Consider the following 21,131-nt stretch of genomic DNA (forward strand, 5'->3'; position numbering starts at 1 on the left):
CATGCCGGCGCATTGTGGAGCAATTCATGCATTTCAAGCGTTTGATCCTTGCATTGGCCGTGGCATGCAGCTGCGCTGCAGCGCCGGCCGCAGCCGCCTCGACTGCGCCGGTTGCCGATCCTGTCATGCGGCCGGCCCAGATGGTGCGCCAGCCGGCAAAAGCGTACCTGACCGGTGTCACCCAGGCCGGCAAGCGCATTGTGGCGGTCGGCGAGCGCGGCATCATCATCCTGTCCGATGACGGTGGTGCCTCGTGGCGTCAGGCCAAGGTGCCTGTGAGCGTGACCCTTGCCGCCGTGCAGTTCCCGACACCTACCCATGGATGGGCCGTCGGCCATTACGGCGTCATCCTGCATAGCCGCGACGGCGGCGAGTCGTGGACCCGGCAGATGGACGGCACCCGGGCCGCGCAACTGATGTTGCGCGACGCCCAGGCGCAGCCGGCTGCTGGCGGTTCGGCCAATGAAGGATATCTCGCCGAGGCGCAGCGCCTGGTGGCGGATGGTCCCGACAAGCCCTTCCTCGACCTGTATTTCAAGGATGCGCAGAATGGGGTCGTCGTCGGGGCCTACAACCTGGCGTTCCGCACCCGCGATGGCGGCAAAACCTGGACCCCGTTCTCGCGCCTGCTGGACAACCCTCGCGGAAACCACATGTACGCAATCAGGGCATCCGGCGACGACGTCTATATCGCGGGCGAGCAGGGCCTGCTGCTGCGCTCGACTGATGGCGGGCAGCGCTTCGAGCGCATCGAGTTGCCCTACAAGGGCAGCTTCTTTGCGCTGGGACTGATAGGCGGCCAGGTCACGGTTGCCGGGCTGGGCGGCAATGCCTTGCGGTCCGGCGACAGGGGGGCAAGCTGGGAGAAGCTTGCAGTGCCGCTGCCCGTGTCGATCACCGCCATGAGCAGCGTGCACGGCGGCACGCTGCTCATGGCCAACCAGGCGGGGATGCTGCTCCGCGCGGCCCCGGGCAAGCCGCTCGCGGCCCTGAAAACACCGCCACTCGCGCCCCTGAGCGACGTGCTCGTCCAGCCCGACGGCGCGATTGTAACAGTCGGCATGTCCGGCGCTGTACGTCTTCCCGCCCCATCGGGCCCGATCCACGATCCCGTCGCCGCAAAATGATGCCCACACCACCGTTTACCCATGGCGCCCCCGGTGCCGCGCCGTTCGATGCGCAGTCCGGTTCATTCCTCGAACGCCTGCTGTTCAACCACCGCCTCGTTGTCGTGCTGCTGTGCGCCATCGTCACCGGCCTGCTCGGCTTCCAGGCGAGCAAGCTGCGCCTGAATGCCAGTTTCGAAAAGGCGATCCCGACCGGGCATCCCTATATCGTCAATTACCTCAAGTACCAGAAAGAGCTGAGCGGCCTGGGCAATGCCGTGCGCATCGTCGTCGAGAACCCGCAGGGCAGCATCTATGATGCGCGCTACCTGGCGACGCTGGCGAAGATCAACGACGCCGTCTTCCTGCTGCCCGGTGTCGATCGTCCGTTCATGAAGTCGCTGTGGACGCCAAACACCCGTTGGGTGGGTGTCACCGAAGAGGGACTTGAAGGCGGGCCGGTCATCCCCGACGGCTACGACGGCTCGGCCGGCAGCATGCGCCAGCTGGCAACCAATGTTGCCCGTTCCGGTGAGAGCGGTCAGACCGTGGCGCATGACGGACGCTCAAGTGTCATCTACGTGCCCTTGCTGTCCAGCGACGCCGAGGGCAAACCGCTTGACTACCAGACGCTGTCGGCTGATCTCGAAAAGATCCGGACGCAATACGAGCCACAGGGAGTACGCATCCACATTACGGGCTTCGCCAAGATCGTCGGCGACCTGATCGACGGGCTACGGCAGGTACTGCTGTTCTTTGCAGCGGCAATCGCCATTGCTGCCGCCATGGTGTTCTGGTACACCCGGTGCGTACGCTCGACCGTGCTGGTGGTGCTCAGTTCCCTGGTCGCGGTGGTGTGGCAGCTGGGCCTGCTGCCGACCCTGGGGTATGCGCTCGACCCGTACTCGATGCTGGTGCCTTTCCTGATCTTTGCGATCGGCATGAGCCATGGCGCCCAGAAAATGAACGGCATCATGCAGGACATTGGGCGCGGCGCGCACAAGCTGGTGGCGGCGCGCTGCACCTTCCGGCGCCTGTTCCTCGCCGGCCTCACGGCACTGCTGGCCGACGCGGTCGGGTTCGCTGTGCTGCTGATGATCGATATCCAGGCGATCAAGGAGCTGGCGATCGCCGCCAGCATCGGCGTCGCGGCGCTTATCTTCACCAACCTGATCCTCTTGCCCATCCTCCTGTCGTACACCGGAGTGAGCGCCAGGGCCGCCCAGCGCAGCCTGCGTACCGAAGACGCCGTTGACACGGGCGGCGCAGGCGGCCGGAAGGAAGGGCTGTGGCGCTTCCTCGACCTGTTCACCCGCAAGCCGTATGCCACCGTGGCCGTCGCCTGTGCCTGCGTGCTCGCGGCCGGAGGCGTTTTGATGAGCCAGCACCTGAAGATCGGCGACCTAGACCCTGGCGCACCGGAATTGCGTCCCGAATCGCGCTATAACCGCGACGTCGCTTTCCTGAGCGCGCACTACGGCGCCAGCAGCGACGTCTTCGCCGTGATGGTGAAAACGCCGGAGAACGGCGGCTGTTCCAGCTTTGACGTGCTCCGGCGGGTCGACGCGCTTGAGTGGCAGCTGCGCCAGCTCGACGGTGTGGAGTCGGTCAACACGCTGGCGCTGCTGAATCGCCGCATGCTGAGCGGCCTGAACGAGGCCAACCCGAAATGGTATGAGCTCGTGAACAACCAGGGCATGCTTAATTCGGTCACGGCCGGCGCGCCGCGCGGCCTGTACAACGAGTCCTGTGGACTGCTCACCATGTACCTCTACCTGCAGGATCACCGCGCCGATACGCTGGCGCGGGTAGTCGATCATGTGGAGCGCTTCGCGGCTGCCAACAACACCGCCGACATCCAGTTCCTGCAGGCCGCGGGTAATGCCGGCATCGAGGCCGCAACCAACATCGTCGTCAAGCGTGCCTGGTACGAGATGCTGTTCCTGGTGTATGGCGCAGTGACCGTGCTCTGCTTTATTACCTTCCGCAGCTGGCGTGCAGTCGTGGTCGCGGTGCTGCCACTGATGCTGACCTCACTTCTGGCGGAAGCCTTGATGGTGGTCCTCGGCATCGGCGTGAAGGTTGCCACGCTACCGGTGATCGCGCTCGGCGTCGGCATCGGGGTCGACTATGCGCTGTACATCCTGAGCGTCATGCAGGCGCGCATGAAAGAGGGAATGAGCCTGTCGGACGCTTACTACCGCGCATTGCTGTTCACGGGAAAGGTCGTGATGCTCACCGGTGTGACCCTGGCAGTTGGTGTCGCGACCTGGGTGTTCTCGCCGATTAAATTCCAGGCTGATATGGGCATCCTGCTCGCCTTCATGTTCCTGCTGAATATGATCGGCGCCCTGGTGCTGTTGCCGGCGCTTGGTCACTTCCTGCTGCGCCCGGTGGGTGCAGCGGCACCTGGGCCGGGCGCCACCGGCCAGACCAAAGGCATTGCGCCTTCACAGGATGGTGTGCTGAACGGACAGGCGTCCATCAGCTGACCGGTCCTCGGACGCAAAAAAAGACGCCGAGGCAGGCGTCTTTTTTTGCGGCATTGTCCCGTCCTGAAATCGGTTGTCTAACTTTGCCTTATTCAAGGAGAGCGAGATGGCGATTGAGGGAAAGCGTACCCAGCGCGACTACACCCTGGCTTTTAAACTAGGGTGGTCGCCTCGGTCGAAAAAGGGGAAATAACCTACGGACAGGCGCAGAAGAAGTTCGGCATCCAGGGTCGAAGTACGGTGCTAGTATGGTTGCGGCGATACGGGCAGCAGGACTGGAGCCCGCTGGCTTTGCAACTGGTACGGGCCCATGCAGACATGACACAGCCTCTCACCCCTGAGCAACGGATCAAGCAGTTGGAAGCGGAGCTGGAGACATCCCGGCAGCAGTCGCTCGTCTACAAGACCATGCTCGATGTCCTGGCCAGGGAGCATGGGGTAACGGTCGTAAAAAAGCCTTCGCCCGAACAACGCAAATCCTCGCGCAAGAGGAAGGCCTGAGCGTCAGTCGGGTCTGTCAGTTGTTCGGGATTAGCCGGCAGGCGCACTACAAGCGCATTCATGCAGAAATTGGACGTGCCGCACGTTACCGTGTTGCCGAGACAATGGTGCAACAGGTGCGGCTGCGTCAGCCCAAAATGGGCACGCGCAAGCTCTACTTTTTACTCAAAGCCCAGTTTGCCAGTGCCGAGCTGAAGCTCGGACGCGACGTGCTGTTCGATGCACTGCGGCGCGCCAGGATGCTGGTGCATCCGAAGCGCTGCTATCGAAAGACAACGAACTCGAAACACTGGATGCACAAACATCCGAATCTGGTGAAGGCACAACCCAGGCCAGCAATGGCTGAACAGTTGTGGGTCGCCGACATCACCTATATCGAAACGCGGGAAACGACGGGCTATCTCAGCCTGGTAACCGATGCTTACTCGCGTCGGATCATGGGGTATCACTTGCACCCCAACCTTCATACCGACGGAGTGCTCAAAGCATGGAACATGGCGCTGCGCTGCCGAAGCACCGAGCGTCAGCTGATCCATCACTCGGACCGCGGCCTGCAGTACTGCTCGGAATCTTACCAGCAGGCCCACCGTCAGCATGGCGTCTTGTGCTCGATGACCGATGGCTACGACTGCTACCAGAACGCTCTGGCCGAACGGGTCAACGGCATCCTGAAGAGCGAGCTCCTGACTACGATGCCTCAAAATCTGGAGCAGGCCACCACCATTGTGCAGCAGGCTGTCCACATCTATAACCATGAGCGCCCGCATACGGCGCTCCAAAACAAAACGCCCGATGCAGTGCATCGGGCGTCAGTGATACAAAATCCAAGGGGTTAACGAAAAAGGCCGTGACCCTGTCAACCTACCTTAGGACGAGACACATACTGTTTCAAAAAGCCTCGGGCGCCTGGCGACACCGCGGCGGCTGCGGCGTCTTTATCGGGAGGTGGTCTCTGCAACACAGGCGTTGCGTTGTTCGCCAAGTCCCGTAATCGACGCTTCCATGACATCGCCATCACGCAGGAAACGCTTGTAATGGATACCGTTCCCGGCCGGCGAACCAGTGCAGATGACATCCCCCGGCCAGAGTTGCACGCGGCTGGAGATGTATTCGATCTGGCGAGCGATATCGAAGATCATGTCGGATGTGCTTTCGTCCTGCATGACCTCGCCATTGAGCTTCAGGACGATCTGGAGCTGCTTCGGATCGGCCACGAAAGCGGCTGGCACCAGATAGGGGCCGAGCGGGAGGAAAGTAGGGGAGTTCTTGCTCGAGACCCAGTCCGTCCCCATGGCCTTCGGCTCTTTGCACCAGATCAGGTCGCGGCTGGTGATGTCATTGGCGATCGTATAGCCTGCGATGTAGTCCGCAGCCTGTTCGCGCCGCACATGGCGCGCCGGTTTGCCGATCACGACCGCCAGTTCCAGTTCCCAGTCGGGCTGGCTGGCCAGGGCAGGCAGGATGACCGGGTCGTATGGCCCGGTGACGGCAGAGGGGAGCTTGCTGAAGACGTAGGGCGAGCCCGTCGTTGCGCGCTCCTGCATCATGTTTTCAGCATAGGTGCGATGTTCCGCAGGCGTCATTCCCTCGGTTCCCGGATGGGCGCCGGGACCCATGCTGACCAGGATATCCACGACGTGCTTGAAGTAGTTGGCGCCAGTGCAGAAGATCTGGCGTGGCAGGTCGACGGGGGCATGTACCTTCAGGCTGGATACCGGTGCCCAGTCGAGCGCGCCCCCCTGGTCGGCCAGCGCGAGCGCGTCGGACAGCGCCGCGAAATTGGTGTGCCAGTTTTGGAGCAGGGCGAACACCGATTCGCTGCCGGTCAGCTGCAACCCGTTGCCATCAGCCAGCTTCTTCAACGTATGCAGGGCAATGACCTGGTCCCCACGGATGAGGCCTGCGAAAGGCTGGGATCCCGCGGCCGAAAAGGTGCCGAGACTGAAGCCGGCCTGGATGTGGGTGTCTGTCATATTACGGATTCCTTCGTTTGTAAGTAATGCTGGATTCGCTGGATTCAGGCGGTTTGATAGCGCCCCAGTATAGGGACGGCGCGGCCTGTTGACGAATGCAGAATTCCGTAAGGACCTTCCTGAAAAACCGATAGGTGGCCCGACGCCGTCAGGCACTCCGGGCGTGCACGACCCATCGGTTCGGCCGATGCCAGTGATCGGAAAAATCATTCCGGCGACAGAGACGGGATCGGTAGAATCGGCCGGATTCGCACCGCCCTCGGGGAGGGTCGCTAGCCAACTCACGACCAGGAGAACACATGCTGTTTCACCAATGTACGCCGCAGTGCCCCAGCGATTGCCCGGCGGGCCACGCCGCCCTCGTGCAGGACCCATTGCGTGGAAAGGCCAGGACCTTCACCGTCGACCTCCACTGCCATGCGCTGTTCCCGGAAGTCGAAAAGCTGGTTGCCGGACTGCCGCAGAAGCTGGCCGAGCCGGAAATGATGCTGCGCGCGATGGGCGCCGCGACGGTGGAGTACAACAACAAGGTAATGCTGCCCCAGGCCGGGCCGAAGCTGACCAGGCTCGATGAGCGCCTGCGCGACATGGACGCGATGGGCGTCGACATGCAGCTGGTGAGTCCGACCTCGACCCAGCACTACTACTGGGCCGAGCCGGAACTGGCTGCCGAGGTGGTACGCATCCAGAACGATGGAATAGCGGAACTATGCGCCACGCATCCGGATCGCTTCCTGGGACTCGGCACACTGGCGCTGCAGCATCCCGCGCTCGCGATCGAACAGCTCGAGCATGCGGTACGCAAGCAGGGCCTGCGCGGCATGGAGATCTCCACGATGGTCGCCGGTAAAGAGCTGGCGGACCCCATGTTCGAGCGCTTCTGGGCCAAGGTCGAGGAACTGGGCTGCATCGTGTTCATCCATCCTTTCGGGACCACGCTGGGGACACGCCTGGACCGCCATTACCTGTCGAACGTGATCGGGCAGCCCATCGAGACCACGATCGCACTGTCTCACCTGATCTTTGGGGGCGTGCTGGACCGCTACCCGGGCGTGAAGATCCTGGCGGCGCACGGCGGCGGCTACCTTCCCTCGTACATCGGGCGCTCCAACCACGCCTGGCATGCACGGCCCGACGCGCGCAGCTGCGCCAAACCGCCGGGTGAGTACCTGCGCCAGATCTGGTTCGACAACCTCGTGTATGAACCCGAGGCGCTGCGGCACCTGATCGAGGAAGCCGGTATCGGCCAGGTGGTGACCGGTACGGACTATCCCTTCGACATGGGCCAGTACGGGCTTGCCGGCCTGCTCGATTCGGTGCCCGGCTTGTCGCAGGAAGACCGTGAGTGCATTGCCTACCGCAACGCAGAGCGCCTGCTGGGCCAGGGCTTGCGGCCTGCAGGCTGGCAGGCGACCGTCCCGTCCTGAGCTCGTTCCGGCAGCGCAGCAGCGCTGCCGACACCAGCACGACCCGCAGCGCCGGAGGGTCGGAGAATCAACATTCCCGCTACATCCTATCGGTAACTCCATTTCAGGCTGAATGGCCTGCGCCGGCGTTCGCGCGCTTGCGGCGCAGGCAGGAGGCGCGCAGCTACTCATGCCAAGGCATTTACCGGGCCGATAGGTTGTATCGGAATAATCCATTTTACGGATCAGGTGCCCCTCCCTACAGTGAGCCATCCCGGCGCTGGCCAGTGCCGGGAACATCACTTCATTGACGAGCCTATTCGAGTACCAATGTTCAAATACTTCCCTACCAACTACGTCTGGAACCTCTCGGTCGACCTGGCCATCGAGATGGGCGCGCGTATCGGCGAAATCGAGGAAATGTGCGCGCCTTTGCAGGAAGCGGCGAAGCAGCCGGACGCCGCCGGGACCCGCGCGTTTCGCGAGACCTGGTCGCAAATGGCCGACAAGCTGTGTGGGCTGGCAGAAGAGGACGAGTCGCGTGGCCGCCTGATTTCGGCCGGCGACAAATATGGCCGTGCCGCGACTTACTACCTGACCGCCGAACGCCTGCAGGCACATGGCGCGCCGGGCCGCTTCGAGCTCTACAAACGCGTCATCGATACCTTCAACCGCGGCATCAAACTGGCTGGCGAAAACTGCGAGCGGATCGAGATCCCCTATGGCGATGCCCATATCTCGGGCCTGTACGTGCGCGCCGATGGCGTGGACGGTCCGGCGCCGATCCTGGTCCAGGTCAATGGCCTCGATTCAACCAAGGAAATGAAATACCGCGTCGGCCTGCCGCAATGGCTGGCCAGGCGCGGCGTGTCGTCGCTCGTCATTGACCAGCCGGGTACCGGCGAAGCGCTGCGGCTGCACGGCATGCCTGCGGTGTTCGACAGCGAGCGCTGGGCCAGCAAGGTGGTCGACTGGCTCGAGACCCGCGCCGACGTCGATGCAAAACGCATCGGGCTGGAAGGGGTGTCGCTGGGCGGCTACTACTGCCCGCGCGCTGTCGCCTTCGAGCCGCGCTTCGCCTGCGGCGTGGTCTGGGGCGCCAACCACGACTGGCGCGACGTCCAGAAGAAGCGCCTGGCGAAGGAAGGCAGCTTCCCGGTGCCGCATTACTGGGAGCACGTGCGCTGGGTCTGGGGCGCGAAGGACCAGGAAGACTTCATGCGCATCGCCGAGAACGTCCATCTGGACGGCGTGCTCGACCGCATCCGTGTGCCCTTCCTGGTCACCCATGGCCAGAAAGACTCGCAGATTCCGCTGCACTGGGCCGAGCGCACCTACGAACAGCTCGTCAACAGCCCGAAGCGCGAGCTGAAGGTCTTTACCGAGCGCGAAGGTGGCGTCCAGCATTCCAGCTTCGATAACTCCGCGAACGCAGGCGCGTGGATCGCCGACTGGGTCGCCGAGACCCTGGGCGGACGCACTGCCTCGTGAACCGCACCATTTCATCATTAAAGGACATCGCATGAATATCATTGGACCAGACGCACTGCTGTTCGGCGTCGACGACGTTGCCGCCTGCGCGCAATACCTGACCGATTACGGCTTGAGGCCCGTCGACGTCGACAGCCGGGGAGGGCGCTTCGAGGCGCTGGATGGCACGGGCATCGTGATCGCCCACAAGGACGACCCGGCGCTGCCGCCCGGCATGGGTACCGCCAGCATGCTGCGCAAGACCGTGTACGGCGTAGCCGACGAAGGCACCCTGGATGCAATCGCCGCGGAACTCGGACGTGACCGCGACGTCCGGCGCCTGCCGGACGGCAGCATCGAATCGATCGACGACATGGGCTTCGTGCTGGGCTTCCAGGTCAGCGTGCGCCGTCCGCTCGACCTGCCCGCCGAGGCGATCAACGCACCCGGGGCGCCTGCCGGGCGCCCAGCCAATGTGGTGGGCGTGGATGAGGAGGCGCTGGCGCTGCCGCGCACGCTGTCGCACGTGGTGTATTTCGTCCCCGATACGGCCAAGGCCGAGGCCTTCTATAAGCGCCTGGGCTTTTTCTGCACCGACCGGCTGCTCGGCGCCGGCCCTTTCCTGAGGCCGGCCGGCAACGCCGACCACCACGCGCTGTTCGTGATCCAGACTCCGCCTTTCATGAAGGGGTGCGAGCACTTCGCCTTCCACATGGGCGGCCCGACCGAGGTGATGCAGGCGGGAACACGCTTCGTCAACAAGGGCTACCAGTCGTTCTGGGGCCCCGGCCGTCACAAGATGGGCTCGAACTGGTTCTGGTATTTCAACAGCCCGCTTGGCTGCCACGTCGAGTACGACGCCGACATGGACATCCACGACGATGCCTGGACCGCGCGCGCCATTCCGATGGACGCCGACGCATCGCAGCTGTTCCTGTTCGAGCAGCGCGACAAGTGGGCGCCGGGCGGCCCCCCTCCGGGCGCGGGAGGCGCCGGTGAGCGCCATTAAGAACGAAACCGTGGCGGCATTCCTGTGCCGTAGTGAGGAACTGGCCGAAGGTCATTCCCGCGGCTTCGACCCATGGGGGGAAGGGCGCGACACGGTGCTGCTGGTGCGCCACGGCGGCGATGTCTATGGCTGGCGCGACGCCTGTCCCCACCACGGCGGCACGCCCATGGCGTGGCGCAAGAACGAATATCTGAACGCGGACCGCAACCGCATTGTGTGCGCAGCACATGGCGCCCAGTTCGACATCGCGAGCGGCAAATGCACGCTCGGACCCTGCCTTGGGCAGTCGCTGCAGCGCGTGGATATCTTCATCTCGACGGAACAACACATTTACATTCGCCGCACAAGCGGAGAGGAGACAGGGCATGACATCCAAGGCTAACAAGATACTCATTATCGGAGGGGGCTTCTCCGGCATGGCGGCGGCAATCGAACTGCGCCGCCAGGGTGTCGACGTCGAAGTGGTCGAGGTGGACCCGGACTGGCGATCGTACGGGGCCGGCATCAGCCTTGGCGGAGCCACCTTGCGCGCATTCCGGCGGCTCGGCGTGCTCGACGCATTCATCGCCCAGGGCGCGGCGACGGACAATGTCGAGATTTTCATCCCGACCGGCGTCAAGGTTGCCACGTTGCCGACGCCGCGCCTCGCCGGGCCTGACGTGCCGGGCAATGGCGGGATCATGCGTCCGGTGCTGGCACGCATCCTGGCCGAAGCGACCCGGGCGGCAGGTGCGACGGTACGGCTGGGCTGCACCTTCACCCACATCGAGCAGGATTCGGACGGCGTCGACGTGACATTCAGCGACGGCAGCTGCGGGCGCTACGACCTGGTGATCGGCGCCGACGGACTGTATTCCAAAGTGCGGGAAACGGTGTTCCCGGATGCACCGAAGCCGAGGTATACCGGCCAGGGCGTGTGGCGCGCGGTGCTGCCGCGGCCCGAGGCAGTCACGGGCACCATGATGTGGGTCGGCCAGAAGGTCAAGACCGGCCTGAATCCGGTGTCGCGCGACGAAATGTACCTGTTCGTGACAGAGGACCGTGCCGAAAATACCTACGTCGCACCGGCGGACTTCCTGGCAAAGCTCAAGGGCCTGCTGGCAGGCTTCCCTGCGCCGATGATGCAACAGGTCGCGCAGCAGCTCGACGAGGGCTCGCAAATCATCTACCGCCCGCTGGAAAGCCTGTTGATGCCACGTCCGTGGTACCAGGGACGCGTGGTGCTGGTAGGCGACAGCGTGCATGCGACGACGCCGCATATGGCCGCCGGCGCCTGCATCGGGATCGAGGACGCGATCGTGCTGGCCGAAGAGGTGGGCAAGGGAGTCACCGTTGCCGAGGCACTGGCGAGCTACCAGGAGCGGCGCTGGGAGCGCTGCCGCATGGTGGTGGAAAACTCGGGCAGGCTGGGCGAGATCGAAATCGCCGGCGGCGACAAGGAAGAACACGGAAAAATCATGCGCGAGACCTTGATGGCGCTCGCCGGCCCGATCTGAAGGAACCAATATGACCCGCCAATTCATCGACCTGTCGATCTTCCTCGAGAACGATGTGCTGTCCGATCCGCCGCCGCTGGCGCCGAAGATCACCTACCAGCAGCATGCCGAAACCTTACCGGGGTTCATGGCCATGATCCCGGGCACTACGCCTGACGATTATCCGGATGGCGAAGCTGCCGCCGCCGAATGGGTGACGATGACCACCCACAGCGGCACCCACCTGGACGCCCCGTACCACTTCCATTCGACGATGGATGCGAAAAACGGCGAGAAGAAGGCCTCGATCACGATCGACGAGGTGCCCCTCGAGTGGTGCTTCCAGCCCGGCGTGAAGCTGGACTTCCGCCATTTCCCCGATGGGTACGTTGCCACGGCGCAGGACGTTGAAACCGAACTGAAACGCATCGGCCACGAGCTGCAGCCACTCGACATCGTCGTGGTCAACACCCGTGCCGGCAGCCGCTACGGCCATACCGATTTCGTCGAGGCCGGTTGCGGCATGGGCTATGAAGCCACCATGTACCTGCTCGAGCGCGGGGTGCGGCTGACAGGCACCGACGCCTGGAGCTGGGACGCGCCGTTCTCGTACACCGCGAAGAAGATTGCGGAAACGGGCGACACGTCGCTGATCTGGGAAGGCCACAAGGCCGGCCGTGACATCGGCTACTGCCACCTCGAGAAGCTGCACAACCTGGAAGCACTGCCGGGCCACGGCTTCTTCATCAGCTGCTTCCCGCACAAGGTGCGCCGCGGCTCGGCCGGCTGGACGCGGGCGGTGGCGATCATCGACGACGCGCTGCTGGCGCTGCCGCGCAACTGAAAGAGATGCCATGAAATTTGCCACTTACCGCAACGGCCACCCCGATGGTTGCCTGATGGTCGTGTCGCGCGATCTTGCCTGGGCGCTCGATGCCAGCGGCCTGGCGCCGAACCTGCTGCAAGCGCTGCAGGACTGGGACATGATCGCCCCTGAACTGGAGCGCCTGTCCGATGCGCTCAACGCGGGACGCAAAGCGAATGCGATGCCCTTCGATCCGGCGCGCTGCATGGCGCCGCTGCCGCGCACCTTCCAGTGGTGCGACGCCTCGGCCTTCCTCAACCATGGCCAGCTGATGGAACGGGCCTTCAATACCGCGCCGATTCCGGACTTCGACACTATCCCCGTGATGTACCAGGGCGCGTCGGACGATTTCCTCGGACCCTGCGATCCTGTTCCGATGCCGGACGAAGCGCTCGGCATCGATTTCGAGGGCGAGTTCGGTGTCGTGACCGGGCAGGTCGCCATGGGGGCACCCCCTGAAGTCGCCGAGCGCGCCATCCGCCTGGTAGTCCAGCTGAACGACTGGAGCCTGCGCAGCCTCGCCGCACGCGAGATGCGCAGCGGTTTCGGCTTCCTGCAGGCCAAGCCTTCGACCAGCTTCGCCCCCGTCGCCGTGACACCGGATGAACTGGGCGAAGGGTGGCGCGATGGCCGCGTGCAGCTTGACCTGGAAGTGACCTGGAACGAAGAACGTTTCGGCTACCCAAACGGGGGCGAGATGCATTACAGCTTCGGCGAGCTGCTGGCCCATGCGGCGCGCACCCGCAAGCTTGGCGCCGGGACCATCATTGGCACCGGCACGGTATCGAACGCCGGCGGCCACCGGGGCTCGGCTTGCATCACGGAGCGGCGCGTGATCGAGATCCTGGAGCAGGGCGCGCCAGTTACGTCCTTCATGCGCTTCGGCGACCGGGTCCGCATGTGCGCCCGCACGCCGGCCGGGGAGGCGCCATTCGGCGCGATCGACCAGTGTGTCGTGCAGGACAGCGCCGTAGAAGCCGCCTGACAGCCTGCCTTTTTCCCATTGCCGCCCCGGCGCGCCACAGGGCATGCCGGGGCAGTACGCCAACCTATCTGATTCTGCAATCCTACGCATTCGAATTATCGATTGGACACATCGTTGTCCTGCGCATAGGATTTCCCCGGGTGGGAATGGTAGCGGTACCGTGGTCGGCTACAGTATGATGGCCCGACAATAACAGACAGGCGCATGCCTGCGGAGGAGATCACATGGAAGTAGTCCGTTTGCGCGCGCGCCCCCTTGCGTGGGCCGTGTTTTGTCTTGCTGTGCCGGTCCTGAGTGGCTGCGCCGCGCCAGGCACGCCCAGTCAATCCGGACAGCCGGTCATCGGGGTACGCAGCAAGGCGATCCTGGACGTGGATGGTTACCGTTTCCGCGACGCCAACGGGAACGGCCGGCTCGACGCATACGAGGACTGGCGCCTCGGTGCGGATCAGCGCGTTGCCGACCTGCTCCCGCGCATGACGCGCGAACAGAAGGCCGGCATGATGCTGATCGATACCCTGAACGCGGGCTGCGCCGGCGGGCTGGCGGGCACCAAGGCCGCCGACTATGTCCAGAAGCAGAAGATGACGCGCTTCATCTTGCGCAACGTCGCCGGCCCCAGGCCGGATGCCTGCGACGGCAGCGTTAAAGAGAGCCGCGCCGGCTTCACCGTGACGCCGCGCCAGTTCGCGGAATTCCAGAACGGCGTGCAGGCCCTGGCCGAAGCCGAGCCGCTTGGCATCCCGGCGCTGTTCAAGGACAATCCGCGCAACCACTACAACAACGACCCGCGCTTCGGCATTTCCGGCGGTGCAGGCGCGTTCACCGAATTCCCGCGCGAGGCGGGGCTGGCCGCGGCGGCATTGGGCACCGGTGACATGTCGCCCATCCGCTCGCTTACCAAAGTGATGGGGGCCGAGTTCCGTGCGCTCGGCCTGCGTGGCGTCTACGGCTACATGGCCGACCTGGCGACCGAACCGCGCTGGTACAGGATTTCCGAGGCATTCACGGAAAATTCCGACCTGAATGCCGACATCATGCGTGCACTGGTAGGCGGGCTGCAGGGCGGCCCCCTGAATCCGGCTTCGTCGGTCGCGCTGACCATGAAACACTTCCCGGGCGGCGGTCCGCAGGAGCAGGGACTCGATCCGCATTACTCATTCGGAAAGAGGCAGGTCTACCCGGGCGGGAACTTCGGTTATCACCTCAAGCCCTTCAAGGCTGCCATCGATGCCGGGCTGGAGGCAATCATGCCCTACTATGGCGTGCCGATCAACGTGACCTACGAAGGCGTTACCTACGACCAGCTCGGATTCGCCTTCAGCAAGCAGATTGTGAACGACCTGCTGCGCGACAGGCTCGGCTTCAAGGGCTACGTCAACTCCGACACGGGCATCATCAACGAACGCGCCTGGGGACTGGAGGGCAAGACGGTGCCCGAGCGGGCGGCGGCGTCGGTGAATGCGGGCGTCGATGTCCTGTCCGGATTTAACGAGAACAAGGTCGTCCTCGAGCTGGTGGCGCGCGGCCTGGTGCAACAGGAGCGGGTGGACGAAGCAGCGCGCCGCCTGTTGTTGGCGCAGTTCAAACTCGGCCTGTTCGAGAATCCCTACGTGGACGCAGGCCAGGTCGATGGCGTAGTCGGCAGCGCCGCGCATCGCGCCGCGGGACTGCTGGCGCAGAAGCAGTCGGTCGTGCTGCTGCAGAACAGCACGCAGGGCACGGCGGGGCTGTTGCCGCTGGCGGCGGGCAAACGGGTGTACACCATGGGGATGGGCAAGGCCGACGTCGAGCGTTACGGCTACCGGGCTACCGACGGAAACTATACCGCCCCGGGATCGCGTCCGAGCGCGGCGGGACACGACGCGGCAATCATCCGGGTCCAGGTGACCAATCCGATGAAGGTCACGCTTGCTTACCGCACGAAGCAAATGGGAGCCGATGCTTCCAAGCTCAACCCGCGGACCAGGAAAGCCTGGGGCGCGGAGGACCCGTGCATCAGCCACCCCGGGCAGAACGCGAAGTGCGTCGACGATCTCGGCATGCTGTTCGGTGGCTCCTTCCCGTGGGAGGCCGACAAGCTGTCGTTCACGACCATGGCCGCCTCCGAATCTTGGCAGATATCGCCGTCGCTGGCGGATATCCAGGCCGTGATGCGCGAAGTCGGCGCCGAGCGCACGGTCCTCGCCATCTACTTCCGCCAGCCCTATGTGCTCGATGAAGCCAGTGGCCTGAAAAATGCGGGCGCCGTGCTGGGCACCTTCGGCGTGACAGACGTGGCATTGCTGGAAGTCGTCAGCGGCAAGTTCAAGCCCCAGGGCAAACTTCCGTTCGCACTGGCGAACAAGCTCGAGGCGATCGTCAACAAGCAGTCGGATGTGCCGGGTTATTCGGCTGCGGACACGCTGTTCCCCTATGGCTTCGGCCTGAGCTACTAAACCATCGATCTGCCAGGGAGACAGGGATGATCAACAGAAGGCAGTTTCTCGGTGTGGCGGCAGGCCAAGGGGTGCTGGGCGCGCTGGCGGGGCCAGCGTTCGCACAGGCGCCCAAGGCCTTGACCCCCGCCTATGGACTTCAGCTTTTCACGCTGTTCGACGTGCTTGACGCCGATGTGACGGGTACCTTGCGGCAGGTCGCACAGATCGGCTATCGCGACCTGCAGTCCTCGTACAGCAAGCAAGGGGGAATCTACGGCATGACGCCCAGGGCCTTCGCGGCCCTCGTGAATGAACTCGGCATGACGTGGTCGTCGCATCACGTCCCTGGCGGGCCACGCAAGGTCGACCCTAAGGCAGCGCCGCGTCTTGACGCCAGCGGCAAACCGGTGGTCTATCGGAAGTCGCTGAATCTCCGTGACAACCTGCATGAAATCATCGATTACATTGCCGATGGCGGTCCACGCTACCTGGTGTGCGCCGGTGTACCCACCGACACCCTTGCGGAAGTCCATGCCTCGATCGAGATGCTGAACCGCGCCGGGGAGGCTTGTAGGAAGGCCGGGCTGATGCTCTCACTGCACAATCACGAGGCGGAGTTCAAACCGTTGGGAGATACGACCCCCTACGAATTGCTCTTGAAAGGCACTAGTCCGGAGCACCTGACGATGGAACTGGACATCGGCTGGGCGGTCAAGGCCGGGGTCGATCCTGTTGCCTTGTTCAAGCGGTATCCGGGGCGCTTTGGTCTCTGGCATGTCAAAGACATGGACGCCAAGCGCATGCTGCCGACGCCGCTGGGGCAGGGCATGATCGATTTTCGACCCATCTTTGCGCATGCGGCAATAGCCGGCATGCGGCATTACTACGTCGAACACGATTTCCCGGCCGACCCCATGGCCAGCATCACCAGCAGTATGCACTACCTGAAGCGGATTCTCGGAAATGCCTGAGGTATTCCGCTGGCAGGACTTCATTACTAAGGAAACTCAATGATTTTTCAACCCTTCTTTCACCGGGTCGCCGTATTGTTGGCTGCAATCACGCTGTTTGGCGCAGGCGTGCACGCGGCCCCGGCGGCGGCGCCCGCCCCTGTTCCGAGCGGACGGACCGAAACGCCCCTGATGCAGGGCTGGCGCTTCGCTTTCGGGGACGAACATACCGAGAAGTCCGATGGCAGCAACTGGCAGGTCGTTAATCTCCCGCACACCTGGAACCGGATCGGCGGACATTCCACCAAGGCCGCCGATGCGAACGACAAGCGGGGTAAAGGCTGGTACCGCCTCAGCTTCACTGCCGGCGCCGCGGCAGCAAAGCCGCGTCGTTCTTGGCTGCAGTTCGATGGCGCCAGTATCGTCAGCGACGTATGGCTCAACGGCGTGCACCTGGGCCGCCATCACGGTGGCGTATCGGGTTTCCGGTTCGACGTCACTGATGCCCTTCGCACTGGCGATAATCTGCTGGTGGTGCGTACCGATAATACGGCTCCGGACACGAAGGGCGCCGCCACTGCCGAAACGCTGCCGATGGGGGGAGACTGGTTCATGTACGGCGGACTGTACCGCAAGGTGTCGCTGATCACCACGGCTCCCGTCCACATCGAGCTGGGCGACCACGGCGGGCCGGGGGTGTACGCCCGTACTGTGTCCGTGGAGGCTGGGCGCGCGCGCGTGGAGGTCACCGCCAAAGTGCGTCACAACGCCGGTGCCACGCAGGCAGTCCAGGTTCGCACCTCGCTCCTGGATGCCAGGGGCAGGGCGGTTGCGTCCAGCACGCAGCCCCTCGACATGGCGGTTTCGTCGCTGCAGGAAGTCAAGAGCAGCCTCGAAGTAGCAAAGCCCCGCCTGTGGAACGGCGTCGCCGATCCCTACCTGTACACGCTGCGCGTAGACCTGTTATCCGGTGCACGCACGGTGGACACGGTGTCGCAGAACTTCGGCATCCGCACGATGCGATTCGACCCGGACAAGGGCTTCTTCTTGAACGGCAAGCCGTTGGCGCTGCGGGGTGTCAACCGGCACCAGGAAACCGGGGCGAACGGCTGGGCTGCGACGGATGCCGAGCTGGAACGGGACTACGCCATCATCAAGGAAATCGGCGCCAATACGGTGCGGCTGGCACATTACCAGCACCCCAAGGCTGGATATGACCTGGCGGACCGGATGGGTCTTGTGGTCTGGGCGGAAGTGCCGCTGGTACTGTTGTCGGCCCCCTACGGCGAGCCGACCGCGACCCCGGGTTTCATCGCCAATGCGGAACAGCACCTGCGCGAGCTGATACGCCAGAACTTCAACCACCCGTCGATCGCCGTCTGGTCGATCGCGAATGAACCAAATCTCGGCAACGTGTGGATGCGGCCCAAACCGCTGACCGTGCCCCTGCTCAAACGCCTGGCGGCATTGGCCCGGGCGGAAGATCCGTCGCGGGCGCCGGTGCTGGCCAGCTGCTGCGGGAACCTGCCGGGCTCCCTGATGCCGACATCGAAGGGGCCGGGACTCGATTCGCCGCCAGAAGCGGTGGACGTATACGGGGTCAATGTCTACTTTGGCTGGTACTATTCGACCGTTTCCGGCCTCAGCGCGTATCTCGACGAGATGCATGCGTTCTACCCGAACAAGGCCATGAGTGTGACCGAGTATGGCGCTGGCGGCGCGCTGTCCCAGCACACCGACAATCCCCTCGGCGGCCCGATCGTGGCCGGTGGCCGGCCTCACCCGGAGGGCTTCCAGTCGTATATCCACGAACATACCTGGCCCCAGCTGCGCGACAAGCCTTACCTGTGGGGGAGCTGGCTGTGGAACATGTTCGATTTCGGTACCGCGATTCGCATGGAAGGCGACCTCGTCGATACCAATGACAAGGGCATCGTCAGTTTTGACCGGAAAGTGAAAAAAGAGTCCTTTTATTTCTACAAGGCGCACTGGAATCCTGAGCCGATGATCTACCTCGCAGGCCACCGTTACACGGAACGCGCCAGTCCGGTCGCGGACGTCAAGGCCTACACCAATGCGCCGAAGGCGAGCCTGTCCGTCAACGGGCGCGACCTGGGCAGCGTGGACTGCGTCGAACGGATCTGCCTCTGGCGCAACGTCGTGCTGGCAAAGGGCGACAACGACATGCTTGTCAGCGCCTCGGTAAAAGGCAAGACCCTGCGGGACCGTGCGGTATGGCGACGGGCCGATGGTCCGGGCACGTATCGCGTCCTGGCAGGGCAGCTAGGGGTGATGCAAACGAGTGCCGGACTCTACGGTTCAGACAATTTCTTCAACGGCGGCGAAGGGCAACTGCTGAACCCGCCGGCACGCGGCACCCCGCCGCCGCCGAAAGTGGTCGCCGGCGCTGCCGACCAGGCCATGTACCTCGCTTACCGGACCGGCCGCTTCAGTTACGCGCTGCCGCTTCCCAACGGAGAATACAACTTGACGCTGCGCTTTGTCGAGCCTGTGGAGAGCCAGACCGCAGGCAAGCGGGTGTTCGACGTCCGGGTGCAGGGCAGCGTCGCTCTGGCCGACCTGGACATTGCAGGCCAGGCCGGCAGCATGAAGGCACTTGAACGTACTGTTCCGTTGCGCGTGAACGATGGGAAGGCGATGATCGAATTCATTCCCAAAACTGGCGTGGCGATCCTGTCCTCGTTCAGCATCGATCCACGCTGACATGTAGCCGGGAGGAGCGCGCCGGCGGCGACGGCTCCTTCGGGTGGGTGCTTCGCCGCATCCACTGCTGTGCCCGAGGTCCAGCCAATTGCAGATGCCGGCGTCCCGGCCCGGCCACTTCCCGAACATATCCCCGGTTTGCTTGCGTCACGTGGCGCACCGGATAGCGCTACCAATGTGTTGGTCAGCGAGGCGCCCGTGCAGCCGCCAGACGGAAGCACGGTCCTGCGCGGTCAACAAGCGCTGGCCGAGCGCCATTCGACATGCACCGAAAGAGGGCGTTCACCTATCTGATTCCTCAATCCAGTGCATCTGAATTCTCGATTGGACATAGCTCTTCTTCAGCAACTACGATTGCCTTATCCGGTAATGGTACCGGTACCGAAAGAATATGATGTCAATATCCTCCAACCAAATTTCCCGCGGCACGTCGCCTGTCGTCCGTGACATGCGGGTTGTTCCGGTAGCCGGCCGCGACAGTATGCTGCTGAACCTTTCCGGCGCCCACGGTCCTTATTTCACCCGCAACCTGGTCATCCTCACCGACAGCGCGGGCAATACCGGCGTCGGCGAAGTCCCCGGCGGCGAAGCCATCCGCCAGACTCTCGAAGATGCATCTACACTCGTCGTCGGCCAGGCCGTCGGCAATGTCAATGCAATCCTGAACAAGGCGCGCGCCGCTTTTGCCGACCGCGATGCAGGCGGACGCGGCAACCAGACCTTCGACCTGCGCGTGGCGATCCACGCAGTGACGGCGCTCGAAGCCGCCTTGCTCGACCTGCTCGGCCAATTCCTCGGGCTGCCCGTATGCGCGCTGCTGGGCGATGGGCAGCAGCGCGAACAGGTGGAGATGCTGGGCTACCTGTTCTACATCGGCGACCGCGGCGCCACCGATCTTCCCTACGCTAGCGATGCCGACAACAGCGACGCCTGGCTGCGCCTGCGCCACGAAGCTGCCATGACGCCCGAAGCGGTCGTGCGACTGGCGGAAGCGGCGTACGAGCGCTACGGCTTCCGCGACTTCAAGCTGAAAGGCGGTGTGCTGCGCGGCGAAGAGGAAATCACGGCCGTGACCGCGCTGGCCGAGCGTTTCCCCGAGGCCCGCGTGACCCTCGACCCGAACGGGGGCTGGTTGCTGAAAGACGCCATCCGCCTGTGTCGTGACCAGCATCAGGTGCTGGCCTATGCGGAAGACCCGTGCGGGGCAGAGAACGGCTACTCGGGCCGCGAGGTGATGGCCGAATTCCGCCGTACCACCGGCCTGCGGACCGCCACCAACATGATCGCCACCGACTGGCGCGAACTGGGGCATGCAGTGCAGCTGCAGTCGGTCGACATCCCGCTCGCCGATCCGCATTTCTGGACCATGCAAGGTTCGGTGCGCGTAGCACAGCTGTGCCACGAGTGGGGACTAACCTGGGGCTCGCATTCGAATAATCACTTTGATGTATCGCTGGCCATGTTTACCCATGTGGCCGCGGCGGCGCCCGGCAAGATCACTGCGATCGATACGCATTGGATCTGGCAGGACGGCCAGTACCTGACCCGTAACCCGCTGCAGATCCGGGACGGCAAGGTCGATGTACCTGCGGCGCCCGGCCTGGGCGTCACGCTCGACATGGATGCAGTCGAGGCCGCGCACCAGGCCTATCTCAACATGGGCTTGGGCGCGCGCAACGACGCCGTCGCCATGCAGTACTTGATCCCGGGGTGGACCTTCGATCCCAAACGCCCTTGCCTGGTGCGCTGACACGC

14 protein-coding genes and 1 pseudogene are annotated in these 21,131 nt (G+C 63.8%); 14 read left to right on the forward strand and 1 reads right to left on the reverse strand.

The genetic code is table 11. From position 1 onward, the window contains the following. Positions 1 to 26 precede the first annotated feature (26 nt). The 3 genes and pseudogenes from ACFPN5_RS12220 to ACFPN5_RS12230 all read left to right on the forward strand — a co-directional run bounded on the left by ACFPN5_RS12220 (position 27) and on the right by ACFPN5_RS12230 (position 4,935). Positions 27 to 1,127 (forward strand): WD40/YVTN/BNR-like repeat-containing protein, encoded by a 1,101-nt coding sequence (locus tag ACFPN5_RS12220; RefSeq protein WP_379783560.1) that lies wholly within the window; start codon positions 27 to 29, stop codon positions 1,125 to 1,127. Then, entirely contained in the window at positions 1,127 to 3,598 is a 2,472-nt protein-coding gene (locus tag ACFPN5_RS12225; protein ID WP_379783910.1) for an efflux RND transporter permease subunit, read from the forward strand. The genes ACFPN5_RS12220 and ACFPN5_RS12225 overlap by 1 nt, the downstream gene beginning before the upstream one ends. 106 nt (positions 3,599 to 3,704) lie before the next feature. After that, a pseudogene (locus ACFPN5_RS12230) lies at positions 3,705 to 4,935 on the forward strand (IS3 family transposase). 99 nt (positions 4,936 to 5,034) lie between these two features. Here ACFPN5_RS12230 and ACFPN5_RS12235 read toward each other — a convergent pair. Next, positions 5,035 to 6,072, reverse strand: coding sequence for a fumarylacetoacetate hydrolase family protein (locus ACFPN5_RS12235; protein WP_379783562.1), 1,038 nt, complete (start codon positions 6,070 to 6,072; stop codon positions 5,035 to 5,037). 299 nt (positions 6,073 to 6,371) lie between these two features. On the opposite strand from ACFPN5_RS12235, the gene ACFPN5_RS12240 reads away from it, so the two are divergent. The 11 genes from ACFPN5_RS12240 (at position 6,372) to gudD (ending at position 21,126) form a co-directional block, all read left to right on the forward strand. Further along, complete coding sequence (locus ACFPN5_RS12240; RefSeq protein ID WP_379783564.1) at positions 6,372 to 7,499, forward strand: amidohydrolase family protein; 1,128 nt, start codon at positions 6,372 to 6,374, stop codon at positions 7,497 to 7,499. A gap of 309 nt (positions 7,500 to 7,808) precedes the next feature. Next, the gene (locus ACFPN5_RS12245) at positions 7,809 to 8,969 is read left to right on the forward strand and encodes an alpha/beta hydrolase family protein (RefSeq protein ID WP_379783566.1); all 1,161 of its coding nucleotides are present in this window, start codon (positions 7,809 to 7,811) and stop codon (positions 8,967 to 8,969) included. 31 nt (positions 8,970 to 9,000) lie between these two features. Further along, positions 9,001 to 9,957, forward strand: coding sequence for a VOC family protein (locus tag ACFPN5_RS12250; RefSeq protein WP_379783568.1), 957 nt, complete (start codon positions 9,001 to 9,003; stop codon positions 9,955 to 9,957). Further along, a complete protein-coding gene (locus ACFPN5_RS12255; RefSeq protein WP_379783570.1) occupies positions 9,944 to 10,339 on the forward strand; it encodes a Rieske (2Fe-2S) protein in 396 nt (131 codons plus the stop codon). The genes ACFPN5_RS12250 and ACFPN5_RS12255 overlap by 14 nt, the downstream gene beginning before the upstream one ends. Further along, positions 10,323 to 11,453 (forward strand): FAD-dependent oxidoreductase, encoded by a 1,131-nt coding sequence (locus ACFPN5_RS12260; protein WP_379783572.1) that lies wholly within the window; start codon positions 10,323 to 10,325, stop codon positions 11,451 to 11,453. Before ACFPN5_RS12255 ends, ACFPN5_RS12260 begins: the two co-directional genes overlap by 17 nt. Positions 11,454 to 11,463: 10 nt before the next feature. Beyond that, the gene (locus ACFPN5_RS12265; protein ID WP_379783574.1) at positions 11,464 to 12,276 is read left to right on the forward strand and encodes a cyclase family protein; all 813 of its coding nucleotides are present in this window, start codon (positions 11,464 to 11,466) and stop codon (positions 12,274 to 12,276) included. Positions 12,277 to 12,286: 10 nt separating this feature from the next. Next, positions 12,287 to 13,282, forward strand: coding sequence for a fumarylacetoacetate hydrolase family protein (locus ACFPN5_RS12270; RefSeq protein ID WP_379783576.1), 996 nt, complete (start codon positions 12,287 to 12,289; stop codon positions 13,280 to 13,282). A 224-nt stretch (positions 13,283 to 13,506) separates the two neighbouring features. Further along, positions 13,507 to 15,720 carry a glycoside hydrolase family 3 protein gene (locus tag ACFPN5_RS12275; RefSeq protein WP_379783578.1) on the forward strand — a complete coding sequence of 738 codons (2,214 nt, stop codon included), beginning with the start codon at positions 13,507 to 13,509 and terminating at the stop codon, positions 15,718 to 15,720. 26 nt (positions 15,721 to 15,746) lie between these two features. Beyond that, the gene (locus ACFPN5_RS12280; RefSeq protein WP_379783580.1) at positions 15,747 to 16,673 is read left to right on the forward strand and encodes a sugar phosphate isomerase/epimerase family protein; all 927 of its coding nucleotides are present in this window, start codon (positions 15,747 to 15,749) and stop codon (positions 16,671 to 16,673) included. Between the two features lie 39 nt (positions 16,674 to 16,712). Then, complete coding sequence (locus ACFPN5_RS12285; RefSeq protein WP_379783582.1) at positions 16,713 to 19,376, forward strand: glycoside hydrolase family 2 TIM barrel-domain containing protein; 2,664 nt, start codon at positions 16,713 to 16,715, stop codon at positions 19,374 to 19,376. 394 nt (positions 19,377 to 19,770) lie between these two features. Beyond that, positions 19,771 to 21,126: a glucarate dehydratase gene (gene gudD / locus ACFPN5_RS12290; RefSeq protein WP_379783912.1), complete on the forward strand. Its 1,356-nt coding sequence runs from the start codon at positions 19,771 to 19,773 to the stop codon at positions 21,124 to 21,126. Positions 21,127 to 21,131 lie beyond the last annotated feature (5 nt).

It is taken from the genome of Massilia niabensis (assembly GCF_042655085.1).
GTDB classification, from domain to species: Bacteria; Pseudomonadota; Gammaproteobacteria; order Burkholderiales; family Burkholderiaceae_D; genus Telluria; species Telluria niabensis.